Source organism: Streptomyces sp. SID3343, from assembly GCF_009865215.1.
Taxonomy (GTDB): domain Bacteria; phylum Actinomycetota; class Actinomycetes; order Streptomycetales; family Streptomycetaceae; genus Embleya.
The window spans coordinates 1-528 of sequence record NZ_WWJX01001317.1 but is presented as its reverse complement, the minus strand read 5'-3'; the positions used below and the strand labels follow the sequence as shown (position 1 = coordinate 528).

The 528-nt window shown below is 75.2% G+C and carries 1 protein-coding gene; it reads left to right on the top strand.

Features of this window, described 5'->3' with window-relative positions; genetic code table 11:
* Positions 1–528 (top strand): hypothetical protein (locus tag GT354_RS41715; RefSeq protein ID WP_161361943.1); only part of this gene is annotated, 528 nt, incomplete at both ends.

The window sequence follows — 528 nt, the reverse complement described above, 5'->3', positions numbered from 1 at the left end:
ATGCCTACGCCGACGGACTGGCCGCGCGCCCCGACTGGACGCCGGCCAAGGTGCGCCTCGGCGCCGCCGGCATCGCGGCCGGCCTGGTCGCCGACGGCGTCGAGGTGCTCGCGGCGGTGCGTACCGAGCCCAGTGGCTCCGCGCGCTTCCACCTCGGGCTCGGTTACGCCCGACTGGGCCACGTGGACCGTGCCGACGAGTTGTGGGCCGCGCCCGGTGGGATCGACGACGCGATCCGCGCGCACAACGTGGCGACCGCGCGCGACCTGCTCGCCCGCGCCGCGCTGTCGGTGAGTAATCACGCGGTGGCCCGCGAGCACTGGCAGGCGTGCCGCGACGCGTTTCCCGAACACGAGGGGTATCGGGTCGCGCTCGCCGAGACGTTGTTCCGTGAAGGGGCCGAACTGCTGCGGCTCGGCCGTGACCGGCAGTCGGCGCTGACCTCCGCGCGGGATCGGCTGGGCGCCGCCGTGGCGCTGGTTCCCGGCGATCGGCGAGTGCGCGTGCAGCTCGCGATGGCCGCCCTGT